The organism is Pseudomonas sp. PS01299 (assembly GCF_029960145.1).
Classification (GTDB): Bacteria; Pseudomonadota; Gammaproteobacteria; order Pseudomonadales; family Pseudomonadaceae; genus Aquipseudomonas; species Aquipseudomonas putida_A.
In genome coordinates this window covers 1-11,482 of the sequence record NZ_JASCPO010000189.1, presented here as the reverse complement: position 1 = coordinate 11,482, position 11,482 = coordinate 1, and the positions used below count along the sequence as shown (strand labels likewise).

Sequence of the window (11,482 nt, the reverse complement as noted above, 5' to 3'; positions counted from 1 at the left end):
GGGCTTGCTCGCGAAAGCGCTGTGTCAGACAACATGTGCGTTGGCTGAACTGGCCCCTTCGCGAGCAAGCCCGCTCCCACAGTTGGATCTGTTTTGTGTCATTTAGCTTGGTAGCGGTTGTCAGGCCGCCATCGGCGGTGTTGCTACAGTATTAAAAACCGGCGGGGTCTTGGGGACCGCCGCCGGGGAGGTAACTTAGATGCCGAAGCGGTCGCGCAGCGAGTAGTAGACGGCGCCGAGGGCGGTCAATGGGGCGGAGAAGGTGCGGCCGCCGATCATTGGCATGTGCGGCAGCGAGGCGAAGGCGTCGAAGCGTTCGGCGTCGCCACGGATCATTTCCGAGATCAGTTTGCCGGCCAGGTGCGAGCAGGTGACGCCGTGGCCGCTGTAGCCCTGCATGTAGTAGGCGTTTTTCTCGATGCGGCCGAATTGCGGCATGCGTGACATGGTCAGCAGGAAGTTGCCGGTCCAGCGGTAGTCGATTTTCACGTCCTTGAGCTGCGGGAAGGTCTTGAGGATCTTCGGGCGGATCAGCTGTTCGATGTCGTCCGGTTCCCGGGCGCCGTAGACCACGCCGCCGCCGTACAGCAGACGGTTATCGGCCGTCAGGCGGTAGTAATCCAGCAGATAGTTGCAGTCTTCGACGCAATAGTTGTTGGTGATCAGGCTGCGCGCCTGCTTCTCGGTCAGCGGTTCGGTGACGACGATCTGCGAGCCGCACGGCATGCTTTTCGCGGTCACGCGGTTGTCCAGACCTTGCGGCAGATAGGCGTTGCCGGCGATCAGCAGGTACTTGGCGCGCACCTGGCCTTTGGCAGTACGCACGACGTTCGGCTCGCCGTACTTGATCTCCACGGCTGCCGACTGCTCGTAGATTTTGCCGCCCAGACGCACGATGGCCGCGGCTTCACCGAGAGCGAGGTTCAGCGGATGCACGTGACCGCCCTGCATGTCCAGCAGGCCGCCGACGTAGGCGTCGGAGCCGATTTCGCGACGGATGTCAGCGGCATCGAGCATCTTCAGGTTCTTGTTGCCGTAACGTTCCCAACTGCGCTTCTGCTCGGCCAGGCCGTTGAGCTGTTTCTTGTTCATCGCTGCGAAAATGCCGCCCGGGCGGTAGTCGCATTTGATGTCGTAGTCCTTGATCCGCGAACGGATGATGTCGGCGCCTTCGAAGATCATGCTGCCGAGGATTTCCGCGGTCTTGTCGCCGTAGCGTTCTTCGATCACATCGACGTCGCGACTGTAGGAGTTGACCAGTTGCCCGCCATTGCGACCGCTGGCGCCGTAGCCGACTTTCGCCGCCTCCAGCACCGTGACTTTATAGCCGGCCTCGGTGAGGAACAGCGCCGAGGACAGGCCGGTGTAGCCGGCGCCGATGATGCAGACGTCGCACTCGACCGACTCTTCAAGGGTCGGGAAGTCGATGACTTCGTTGCGGGTGGCGGCGTAGTAGCTGTTAACGTGTTGTTGCTTCATTTTATTGTTCTCCGAAGGTCGCCCATCAAAGGCGACCACCGCTGTAGAAAATCAGAGCTTGATCCAGGTCGCTTTCAGCTCGGTGTACTTGTCGAACGCGTGCAGCGATTTGTCGCGACCGTTGCCCGATTGTTTGAAACCACCGAACGGCGCGGTCATGTCGCCGCCGTCGTACTGGTTGACCCAGACGCTGCCGGCCCGCAGGCCACGAGCGAAGGTGTGCGCCTTGCTCAGGTTGCTGGTCCAGACACCGGCAGCGAGGCCGAAGATGCTGTCGTTGGCGATCTGCAGCGCTTCTTCAACGGTGTCGAAGGTGATCAGCGACAGCACCGGGCCGAAGATTTCTTCGCGAGCGATGGTCATCGCATTGGTCACGCCATCGAAGATCGCCGGTTGCACGTAGAGGCCACCGGTTTCTTCGAGGGCGCGCTGGCCGCCGGCGATCAACTCGGCGCCCTGCTCGCGACCGATGCTGATGTAGCGCAGCACGTTGTCCAGTTGACGCTGATCAACCACCGCGCCGACGGTGGTCGCAGGATCCAGTGCGTGCCCCGGTTTCCACGCTTGCAGCGCTTCCACCAGCAGCGGGATGAATTGCTCGCGGATCGAACGCTCGACCAACAGGCGCGAACCGGCAGTGCACACTTCGCCCTGGTTGAAGGCGATCGCACCGGCCGCAGCCTGGGCGGCCGCGCGCAAGTCCGGAGCGTCGGCAAACACCACGTTCGGGCTCTTGCCACCGGCTTCGAGCCAGACGCGTTTCATGTTGCTCTGGCCGGCATAAATCATCAGTTGTTTGGCAATCGCCGTGGAGCCGGTGAAGGCCAGCACGTCGACGTCCATGTGCAGCGCCAGCGCCTTGCCGACGGTGTGGCCGAAGCCCGGCAACACGTTAAACACGCCTTTCGGGATGCCCGCGTCCAGTGCCAGTTGCGCGATGCGGATCGCGGTCAGTGGCGACTTTTCCGAAGGCTTGAGAATGAACGAGTTGCCCGCGGCCAGGGCCGGGGCGAATTTCCAGCTGGCCATGATCAGCGGGAAGTTCCACGGCACGATCGCGGCGACTACGCCGGATGGCTCGCGGGTCACCAGACCGAGTTGATCGTGCGGCGTGGCGGCAACTTCATCGTAGATCTTGTCGATGGCCTCGGCGCTCCAGCGGATCGCATTGGCGGTCGCCGGGATGTCGATGCTCATCGAGTCGCTGATCGGTTTACCCATGTCGAGGGTTTCCAGCAGCGCCAGTTCTTCCTGGTGTTGCAGGATCAGATCGGCGAAGCGGATCAGGATGCGTTTGCGCTCGGCCGGGGCTTTGTTGGCCCACACGCCGGAGTTGAACGACTGACGGGCGACTTCGACGGCGAGGTTGGCATCGGCTTCATCGGTGCTGGCCACGGAGGCGAGAAAACGGCCGTCGACGGGGCTCAGGCATTCGAAGGTGGCGCCGCTGATCGCCGGGCGATATTCACCGTTGATGAACGCGCGGGATTCGATGGTCAGGGACTGGAAGCGTTGTTCCCAGTCGTTGCGTGTGGTTGTCATTATTGTGGCTCGACAAGGGGGAATTGGGGGTGTCGTGTCTGGCTTGAGATAGCTGCCCTCACCCTAGCCCTCTCCCAGAGGTAGAGGGGACCGACCGAGTTGTCTCGGGAGTTGCGCCGACCTGAATGACCGAGTCGATTATGGATTCGGTAAAGCAGGTTCAGGTCGCAGGATTTCCCAAGCATCCCCGGTCAGTCCCCTCTCCCTCCGGGAGAGGGTTAGGGTGAGGAGCTCTTGGCTTTTGAGGGCCGAAACCATCACACCGTATGCAGATACCAGTTGTACTCAAGGTCGGAAATCGAGTTCTCGAACTCGGCCAGCTCGCTTTCCTTGCACGCGACGAACACGTCGATGTACATCGGGTCGATGTACTTGGCCATGACTTCGCTGTCGTCCAGCTCGCGCAGTGCGTCGCGCAGGTTGTTCGGCAGGCTCTGTTCGTTCTGCTCGTAGCTGTTGCCTTCAACCGGCGCGCCCGGCTCGATCTGGTTGGTCAGGCCGTGGTGAATACCGGCCAGTACCGAAGCCATCAGCAGGTACGGGTTGGCGTCGGCACCGGCCACGCGATGCTCGATGCGCACGGCGTCGGCCGAACCGGTTGGCACACGGACTGCAACAGTGCGGTTGTCGATGCCCCAGCTCGGCGAGTTCGGCACGTAGAACTGCGCACCAAAACGGCGGTAAGAGTTGACGTTCGGGCAGAGGAAGGCCATTTGCGCAGGCAGGGTCTCCAGCACACCGCCGATCGCATGTCGCAGCGCGGCGTTCTGCTCGGGATCCTCGCTGGCGAAGATGTTGTTGCCTTCTTTGTCCAGGATCGAAATGTGCACGTGCAGACCATTGCCCGCCTGGCCCGGATACGGCTTGGCCATGAAGGTGGTGTCCATCTCGTGGTCGTAGGCGATGTTCTTCACCAGACGCTTGAGCAGCACCGCGTAGTCGCAGGCCTTGATCGGGTCGGAGACGTGATGCAGGTTGACTTCGAATTGCGCCGGGGCGCTTTCCTTGACGATGGCGTCAGCCGGAATGCCCTGCTCTTTCGCGCCTTCCAGAATGTCCTGGAGGCAGTCGACGTATTCGTCGAGGTCGTCGATCAGATACACCTGAGTCGACACCGGGCGCTTGCCGGAGACCGGCGAACGTGGCGACTGCGGACGGCCGTTCACGTTGTCCTGGTCGATCAGGTAGAACTCCAGTTCGAACGCGGCGCAGATGGTCAGGCCCAGTTCATCGAACTTGCGCACCACGTTGGCCAGCACTTCACGCGGGTCGGCGAAGAACGGCTCGCCCTCGATCTCGTGCATGGTCATCAGCAACTGTGCGGTTGGGCGCTTCTGCCACGGCTCGATGCTCAGGGTGCCCGGGATCGGGTAGCAGATGCGGTCGGCGTCGCCGATGTCCAGGCCCAGGCCGGTGCTTTCCACGGTGGAGCCATTGATGTCGAGGGCGAAGAGCGAGGCCGGCAGGTTGATGCCTTTCTCGTAAACCTTGTGAAGACTGGTGCGCTCGATGCGCTTGCCGCGCACCACACCGTTCATGTCTGCAATCAGAAGGTCGACGTACAAAACCTCAGGATGTTTCTTAAGGAATGCGTTTGCTTCGTTGAGTTGAACGGCACGCAGAGGGACCGACATGATGCACCTATTTAGCTGTTAATTATTATGTTCACCGCTGTTTCGCCGAGCCAGTCAATCCGAAAGGCAAAGTGAAGTCAATAGCGAACACCTGGCCGTTCAGCGTTTATTTTTCGGGCTTTTTTTAACACTCACGTGCCAATGCAGGCGCCGCAAGGCCTGGAATCATGAAGATTGGATGAACGGCGTTTAGAATTTTTTACATGGCAGTTGTTAATTAAAATCAACGAGGCTAAGCTCCGGAAAAGCTCGTTCAAGTGTCAAACTTCGAGGTGAATAAAAATGGCATTCAAGCCATTGATCGGCGTTACTGCGTGCGTCAAACAGATTGGCCTGCACCCCTATCACATCAGCGGCGACAAGTACGTACGTGCTGTCAGCGTTGGCGCTCAGGGTCTTCCAGTGGTCATTCCTTCCCTTGGCAAACTGACTGAAATCGAAGACCTGCTCGGTCAGCTCGACGGTCTGTTGCTGACCGGCTCACCCTCGAACGTGGAGCCCTTCCACTATCAAGGCCCGGCCAGCGAACCCGGTACGGATCACGATCCGGCGCGGGACGCCACTACCCTTCCTTTATTGCGTGCAGCCATTGCGGCGGGCGTTCCGGTACTCGGCATTTGCCGTGGCTTCCAGGAAATGAACGTGGCGTTCGGCGGCAGCCTGCACCAGAAAGTGCATGAGCTGCCGGGCATGCTCGATCACCGTGAAGCAGACAGCCCGGACGTGGCCGTGCAGTACGCACCGGCGCATGCCGTGAGCGTGCTGGCGGGCGGTGTGTTCGAAGCGCTGGCGTTGCCGGGCGAGTTCCAGGTCAACTCGATTCACAGCCAGGGCATCGACCGCCTCGCGCCCGGCCTGCGTGCCGAAGCGGTGGCGCCGGATGGCCTGATCGAGGCGATCTCGGTCGAGCACAGCCCGACCTTCGCCCTCGGCGTGCAATGGCACCCGGAATGGCAGGTACTGGACAACCCGAACTACCTGAAGATTTTCCAGGCGTTCGGTGAGGCTTGCCGGCAACGGGCGACGCGTCGCAGCCAGCGCTGACACCACCCAGGATTTCAAAACTGTTTACTGCCCCCACGGGGTCGGCGGTTGCGCGTGTGCGCATCCGTCATCCGTGAAAACAACAAACCGTAATAACAACAAGTACGACCCAGGCAGCCAGGACGGCGGCGCCGAACAAGCCCTCGGCAGCGCAAGGTCAGTTAAGCATGCGCAATTCCCCCTGTAGGAGTGAGCCTGCTCGCGATAGCAATAGACCAGTCAACAGAGATGTCGACTGACATGGCCTCATCGCGAGCAGGCTCACTCCTACAGGGGATATGTAATGACTGAAATTGCGCTTACAGGCTTGCAATCCACTTAAGCCCGGCCACGTTGGCCGAGCGAACGAAACCTGTTGGGAGTTTCACATGGCAAACGCCTCCAGCACTTACCGGAAGGCACTTGAAGGCCACCAGCAACCGAAAAAGGTTCTGGTGAAAGTCGATCGTGTCACCAAGAAGTTCGACGAAACCACGGCAGTGGACGATGTGTCCCTGGAGATCCATCAGGGCGAAATCTTCGCCCTGCTCGGTGGCTCCGGTTCGGGCAAATCGACCCTGCTGCGCATGCTCGCCGGTTTCGAGCGGCCGACCGAAGGGCGGATTCTGCTCGACGGCGTGGACATCACCGACATGCCGCCATACGAGCGGCCGATCAACATGATGTTCCAGTCCTACGCGCTGTTCCCGCACATGACTGTGGCGCAGAACATCGCCTTCGGCCTCAAGCAGGACCGTTTGCCGGCCAGCGAAATCGATGCCCGTGTCGAAGAGATGCTGCGCCTGGTGCACATGACCCAATACGCCAAACGCAAACCCCATCAGTTGTCCGGCGGTCAGCGCCAGCGCGTCGCCCTTGCCCGCTCCCTCGCTAAACGTCCAAAGCTGTTGCTGCTCGACGAACCGATGGGCGCGCTGGATAAAAAACTGCGTTCGCAGATGCAACTGGAACTGGTCGAGATCATCGAGCGCGTCGGCGTGACCTGCGTGATGGTGACCCACGACCAGGAAGAAGCCATGACCATGGCCGAGCGCATCGCGATCATGCATCTGGGCTGGATCGCCCAGATCGGCAGCCCGGTCGACATCTATGAAGCACCGGTCAGCCGCATGGTCTGCGAATTCATCGGTAACGTGAACGCCTTCGACGGCACCGTGGTGGAAGACCTTGAAGGTCACGCGATCATCCACAGCCCGGACCTGCAGCAGAAGATCTACGTCGGCCACGGCGTCAGCACGTCGGTGCAGGACAAGTCGATCACCTACGCGATCCGCCCGGAAAAAATGCTCGTCAGCACCCTCAAGCCAGAGACCCGCTACAACTGGTCCGAAGGCAAAGTGCATGACATCGCCTACCTCGGCGGCCACTCGGTGTTCTACGTCGAACTGCCGGGCGGCAAGATCGTCCAGTCGTTCATGGCCAACGCCGAACGCCGTGGCGCGCGTCCGACCTGGGACGACAAGGTCTACGTCTGGTGGGAAGACGATAGCGGCGTGGTACTGCGCTCATGAGAACCTTCAATCAGCAATTCCTGCGCCTGGTGCCCAGCGGGCGAAAGTTCGTCATCGGCATCCCGTTCATCTGGCTGTTCCTGTTCTTCATGCTGCCGTTCTTCCTGGTGATGAAGATCAGCTTCTCGGAAGCCGCGCTGTCGATCCCGCCGTACTCGGAGATCTACACCTACGCCGAACAGAAATTCCAACTGATGCTCAACATCGGCAACTACACCATGCTCGGCGAAGACGAGCTGTACCTGTCGGCCTACCTCGGTTCGCTGAAGGTCGCGGCGCTGAGCACGCTGATGTGCCTGGTGATCGGTTTCCCGATGGCCTACGCAATCACCAAGGCGAGCAAGGAAGCGCAAAACGTCCTGCTGCTGTTGATCATGATGCCGACCTGGACCGCGATCCTGATCCGTGTTTACGCGTGGATGGGCATCCTCAGCAACAACGGTCTGCTCAACGCGTTTCTGATGTGGACCGGGCTCACCGATCACCCGATCGAGATCCTCAACACCAACACCGCGGTGTATATCGGCGTGGTCTACGCCTATCTGCCATTCATGGTGCTGCCGCTGTACGCCAACCTGGTGAAGCACGACGGCAGCCTGTTGGAAGCCGCGTCGGATCTGGGGTCGAGCAACTTCAACAACTTCTGGAAAATCACCGTGCCGCTGGCCAAGAACGGGATTATTGCCGGCTGCATGCTGGTGTTTATTCCGGTGGTCGGTGAGTTCGTGATCCCGGAACTGCTGGGTGGCCCGGAGACGCTGATGATCGGTCGCGTGCTGTGGCAAGAGTTCTTCAATAACCGCGACTGGCCGGTGGCGTCTGCGCTGGCGGTGGTGATGCTGTTGATCCTGATTGTGCCGATTCTGCTGTTCAACCGCAGCCAGGCCAAAGAGATGGAGGCACGGGGATGAAACGCTTCGGTTTTTCCAAGTTCATGTTGATCTTCGGCCTGATGTTCATTTATCTGCCGATGCTGATTCTGGTGATCTACTCGTTCAACGCCTCGAAACTGGTGACGGTGTGGGGCGGCTGGTCGGTGAAGTGGTACGTCGGCCTGCTCGACAACACGCAACTGATGGGCTCGGTGGTGCGCTCGCTGGAAATCGCCTGCTACACCGCGATTGCTGCAGTGGCGTTGGGCACTCTCGCCGCCTTCGTTCTTACACGAGTGACGCGCTTCAAGGGTCGCACGCTGTTTGGCGGTCTGGTCACCGCGCCACTGGTGATGCCTGAGGTGATCACCGGTCTGTCGCTGTTGCTGCTGTTCGTGGCCATGGCGCAGTTGATCGGCTGGCCGCAGGAGCGTGGCATCGTCACGATCTGGATCGCCCACACCACGTTTTGTGCCGCCTATGTGGCGGTGGTAGTCTCCGCCCGCCTGCGTGAACTGGATCTGTCGATCGAAGAAGCCGCGATGGATCTGGGGGCCAAGCCGTTCAAGGTGTTTTTCCTGATCACCATTCCAATGATCGCGCCGTCGCTGGCAGCGGGCGGAATGATGTCGTTCGCCCTGTCGCTGGATGACCTGGTGCTGGCGAGCTTCGTCTCCGGCCCGGGTTCGACCACGCTGCCGATGGAAGTGTTCTCGGCGGTGCGTCTGGGCGTGAAGCCTGAGATCAACGCCGTGGCCAGCCTGATTCTGCTCGCGGTGTCGCTGGTGACCTTCCTGGTCTGGTACTTCGGCCGCAAGGCAGAAGCCAACCGCAAGCGTGCGATTCAGGAAGCGATGGATCAGACGGCGAATGAGGCGTGGCAGCCTCAGCGCGCAGCCACCGCCTAAGCAACACCGATGAACACTGTGGTGAGGGGATTCATCCCCGATCGGCTGCGAAGCAGTCGCCAAACCATTGCATGCGGTGTCCCTGTTACACCGCAAGTGCCTGGCTTGGGGCCGCTTCGCGACCCATCGGGGATAAATCCCCTCACCACAGCAAGCTCCCTCGCCACAGGTTTTACGTACACCCGGTTTGTGTTTTTGAATAAAAAGAATGGAGTTTCACCGATGAAAATGTTTGGCAGGACTCTGCTGACACTGTCCTTAATGGGCGCAATCGCCACGGGCGTCCAGGCCAACGACAAGGTGCTGCGTGTTTACAACTGGTCCGATTACATCGCGCCGGACACCGTCAAGAAGTTCGAAGACGAGACCGGTATCCAGGTGACCTACGACGTGTTCGACAGCAACGAGACCCTTGAGGCGCGTTTGCTGGCGGGCAAATCCGGTTACGACATTGTCGTGCCGTCCAACAGTTTCCTGGCCAAGCAGATCAAGGCCGGGGTCTATCAGCCGCTCGACAAATCGAAGCTGTCGAACTGGAAAAATCTCAACCCGGTGCTGCTGAAAAACGCCTCCGCCAGTGATCCGGACAACGCCCATGCGTTCCCGTACATGTGGGGCTCGATCGGCATCGGCTACAACCCGGACAAGGTCAAGGAGGTGCTCGGCGCCAAGGCCCCGACCAACTCCTGGGACTTGCTGTTCAAGCCGGAAAACGCCGAGAAGCTGAAAGCCTGCGGCATCAGCTTCCTCGATTCGCCGACCGAAATGATCCCGGCCGCCCTGCACTATCTGGGCTACCCGGTGAACGACAAGGACAAGGCGCACATTCTCGAAGCCGAAGCGCTGTTCATGAAGATCCGCCCGTACGTGGCGTACTTCCATTCCTCGAAGTACATCTCGGACCTGGCCAACGGCAATATCTGCGTGGCGGTCGGTTACTCCGGTGACGTGCTGCAGGCCAAGGCCCGCGCGGTGGAAGCCGGCAACAAGGTGCAGATCGACTACAGCATTCCGAAGGAAGGTGCCGGCAGTTTCTACGACATGGTCGCCATTCCGCGCGATGCCGCCAACGTAGAGAACGCCTACCTGTTCATGAACTTCCTGATGCGTCCGGACATCATCGCCGAGATCACCAACAGCAACGGCTACAGCAACGCCAACTCGGCGGCGACGCCACTGGTGGACGAAGCGATCCGCAACGATCCGGGTTCGTATCCATCGCAGGCGGTAATGGCGACGTTGTATGCGGTGCCGGATCAGCCGATTGCCACCCAGCGGATCATGACCCGCGGCTGGACCCGGGTGAAGCTCGGTAAATAACCGAATAACCCTGTGGGAGCGGGCTTGCTCGCGAAAGCGCAGTGTCAGGCACAGATGAATTGACTGACCTGACGCCTTCGTGAGCAAGCCCACTCCCACAGGAGATAGGTGTCAGCTTGAAAGTTTACGGTTTTCCGTTCACGCAGCGCCTTACCACCGCTGCACCCTGCAATGAACGGCCTCACCTGGCTCCCTCGGCTCAGGTGAATTTCAGGCGCCCTCGGGCGCCTTTTTTTCTGCGCTCAATTCAATGGCCAATCCTGCAGGATTCGATAGCGACCCTTGTGCGATTCGAACAAGGCAAAGCGCTCGGCGCGCAGGAAAAACTCCGGCGGCGTAGTGGCCTCCGGCGCCTCTGTTCGATAGTCACGGGCCAGGGTCAGGTGCGGGCGAAACTCGCGTGGTGATTCTTCGAAGCCGAACGGCAGCATCGCCTGCTCCAGCGCATACACCAGACGCAACAGCGCCGGCGGCGCCTGCTCCGGCGCCAGCGACAGAATTCCGGCCCGATGCCAGACCTGCAGACGATCCAGCACGATCTTCAATGGTTCACCCGGCGTGCGCACCTTGCCGGCGGCCTCGCAAACTTCATTGATCTGCGCCAGCGGTACGGCACCGAGGAACAGCAGCGTCAGGTGAAAGTTATCCGCCGGCACCGCTTTGCCGGTGCGCAACCCCAGCTCGCCGCGCCACTGGGCAATGGCCTTGCGTTGCGGTGGCGGGCAGTCGAGGGCAAAAAACAGTCGCTTGAACGGTTCATCCCTGCGCGCATCATCGGTCATGGCCCTGCTCCTTCGCTCGTCGATCAGCCGATTCTACACAGGCTCCTCTGACGACTGGCGACACCCGGCTATAGTTCAAGGATTGCCATCGAACCGGAGGTCGCCATGCGCGAGATCCTCAGCAAAGAACCGTGGTGGGCCCAGCCACCCAGCCCAGGGCAGGATGAAACCGAGCTGGAATGGGGCTGGCTAGTGCATTACAGCGAAGGTGAACCGCGTTTCGAATTCGTCCGCGAACGGCCAACGGAAGAGCAAATCCGCAACCGCAAAAGCTGCCGGATAACCCCCTCCCCAGAGTGACCACAGGCCATTGTGGGAGCGGGCTTGCTCGCGAAAGCGGTGGGTCAGCCATGAAGATAGTGGCAGTGCCGACCCCTTCGCGAGCAAGCC

Annotated in this window: 10 protein-coding genes; 6 read left to right on the top strand and 4 right to left on the bottom strand. The window is 60.4% G+C overall.

Annotated features, from left to right (window positions below):
* Positions 1-195 precede the first annotated feature (195 nt).
* The 3 genes from QMX91_RS23910 to QMX91_RS23900 form a co-directional block, all read right to left on the bottom strand.
* Positions 196-1,479: an FAD-binding oxidoreductase gene (locus tag QMX91_RS23910; RefSeq protein ID WP_282413482.1), complete on the bottom strand. Its 1,284-nt coding sequence runs from the start codon at positions 1,477-1,479 to the stop codon at positions 196-198.
* A gap of 51 nt (positions 1,480-1,530) precedes the next feature.
* On the bottom strand, positions 1,531-3,024 hold the full coding sequence (locus tag QMX91_RS23905; RefSeq protein ID WP_282413483.1) for an aldehyde dehydrogenase: 1,494 nt from the start codon (positions 3,022-3,024) through the stop codon (positions 1,531-1,533).
* 254 nt (positions 3,025-3,278) lie between these two features.
* Positions 3,279-4,655, bottom strand: a complete 1,377-nt coding sequence (locus tag QMX91_RS23900) for a glutamine synthetase family protein (RefSeq protein ID WP_027611689.1) — start codon at positions 4,653-4,655, stop codon at positions 3,279-3,281.
* Positions 4,656-4,937: 282 nt separating this feature from the next.
* Between QMX91_RS23900 and QMX91_RS23895 the strand changes: the two genes are divergently transcribed.
* The 5 genes from QMX91_RS23895 to QMX91_RS23875 all read left to right on the top strand — a co-directional run bounded on the left by QMX91_RS23895 (position 4,938) and on the right by QMX91_RS23875 (position 10,310).
* The gene (locus QMX91_RS23895; RefSeq protein ID WP_135296113.1) at positions 4,938-5,699 is read left to right on the top strand and encodes a gamma-glutamyl-gamma-aminobutyrate hydrolase family protein; all 762 of its coding nucleotides are present in this window, start codon (positions 4,938-4,940) and stop codon (positions 5,697-5,699) included.
* 368 nt (positions 5,700-6,067) lie between these two features.
* Entirely contained in the window at positions 6,068-7,210 is a 1,143-nt protein-coding gene (potA, locus tag QMX91_RS23890) for a polyamine ABC transporter ATP-binding protein (RefSeq protein ID WP_041073459.1), read from the top strand.
* 29 nt (positions 7,211-7,239) lie between these two features.
* Complete coding sequence (locus QMX91_RS23885; RefSeq protein ID WP_171061872.1) at positions 7,240-8,121, top strand: ABC transporter permease subunit; 882 nt, start codon at positions 7,240-7,242, stop codon at positions 8,119-8,121.
* Positions 8,118-8,990, top strand: coding sequence for an ABC transporter permease subunit (locus QMX91_RS23880; protein WP_282413481.1), 873 nt, complete (start codon positions 8,118-8,120; stop codon positions 8,988-8,990). The genes QMX91_RS23885 and QMX91_RS23880 overlap by 4 nt, the downstream gene beginning before the upstream one ends.
* Before the next feature lie 222 nt (positions 8,991-9,212).
* On the top strand, positions 9,213-10,310 hold the full coding sequence (locus QMX91_RS23875; RefSeq protein WP_027611685.1) for a polyamine ABC transporter substrate-binding protein: 1,098 nt from the start codon (positions 9,213-9,215) through the stop codon (positions 10,308-10,310).
* 242 nt (positions 10,311-10,552) lie between these two features.
* Here the strand turns inward: QMX91_RS23875 and thpR are convergent, their stop codons facing one another.
* On the bottom strand, positions 10,553-11,092 hold the full coding sequence (thpR, locus tag QMX91_RS23870; protein ID WP_282413480.1) for an RNA 2',3'-cyclic phosphodiesterase: 540 nt from the start codon (positions 11,090-11,092) through the stop codon (positions 10,553-10,555).
* 105 nt (positions 11,093-11,197) lie between these two features.
* Here thpR and QMX91_RS23865 point away from each other — a divergent pair, with 105 nt between their 5' ends.
* On the top strand, positions 11,198-11,392 hold the full coding sequence (locus QMX91_RS23865) for a hypothetical protein (protein ID WP_135296115.1): 195 nt from the start codon (positions 11,198-11,200) through the stop codon (positions 11,390-11,392).
* The last annotated feature ends 90 nt before the right edge of the window (positions 11,393-11,482 follow it).

Excerpts from the sequence above, each read along its gene's own strand:
- QMX91_RS23910 (WP_282413482.1), bottom strand. The coding sequence starts at position 1,479 with ATGAAGCAACAACACGTTAACAGCTACTACGCCGCCACCCGCAACGAA.
- QMX91_RS23900 (WP_027611689.1), bottom strand. The coding sequence starts at position 4,655 with ATGTCGGTCCCTCTGCGTGCCGTTCAACTCAACGAAGCAAACGCATTC.
- QMX91_RS23895 (WP_135296113.1), top strand. The coding sequence starts at position 4,938 with ATGGCATTCAAGCCATTGATCGGCGTTACTGCGTGCGTCAAACAGATT.
- potA (WP_041073459.1), top strand. The coding sequence starts at position 6,068 with ATGGCAAACGCCTCCAGCACTTACCGGAAGGCACTTGAAGGCCACCAG.
- QMX91_RS23880 (WP_282413481.1), top strand. The coding sequence starts at position 8,118 with ATGAAACGCTTCGGTTTTTCCAAGTTCATGTTGATCTTCGGCCTGATG.
- QMX91_RS23875 (WP_027611685.1), top strand. The coding sequence starts at position 9,213 with ATGAAAATGTTTGGCAGGACTCTGCTGACACTGTCCTTAATGGGCGCA.
- thpR (WP_282413480.1), bottom strand. The coding sequence starts at position 11,092 with ATGACCGATGATGCGCGCAGGGATGAACCGTTCAAGCGACTGTTTTTT.
- QMX91_RS23865 (WP_135296115.1), top strand. The coding sequence starts at position 11,198 with ATGCGCGAGATCCTCAGCAAAGAACCGTGGTGGGCCCAGCCACCCAGC.